Here is a 390-nt window from a genome sequence, read left to right as displayed (position 1 = left end):
TCGTGGATGGTCAGGGGTGGGGCGGTGGTGGTGGTCGTGGCGGTGCCGGTGATGGGGGTCCAGGTGGCGGTGCCGGTGATCTGGAAGCGCCCGTGCCAGATCGTGGCCAACGTGATGGTCGCGACCGCCTCTTCCTCGTAGACGTGCGCGACGGTGTGGTGGGGGTAGGCCCGGCCCGGGTCCGTGGTCGTCACAGGGGTCGATCCGTCGTCGTAGTCCCAGGTGAAGGTGTCCGGGGTGGCCTCGATCGTGACAGGGATACCCAGCAGCGTGGTCGAGAAGTTCTGGGGCGCGGGGCTGGTGTAGGTGATCGTGTCGACGTTGACCAGCGTCCACCCGTCCGGCGGCTGGATCGTGACCGGCGACGGCGCGATCGTCAGCCGCTGGAAC

At 68.7% G+C, this 390-nt stretch carries 1 pseudogene; it reads right to left on the bottom strand.

The features are described from left to right. Positions 1-390, bottom strand: a pseudogene (locus IE95_RS20740) (PKD domain-containing protein); the annotation flags it as partial.

This window comes from Oerskovia turbata (genome assembly GCF_000718325.1).
In the GTDB taxonomy this organism is placed as follows: domain Bacteria; phylum Actinomycetota; class Actinomycetes; order Actinomycetales; family Cellulomonadaceae; genus Oerskovia; species Oerskovia turbata.
Note: the sequence above shows the minus strand (reverse complement) of the source record. Positions and strands in the feature narration are given on the sequence as shown.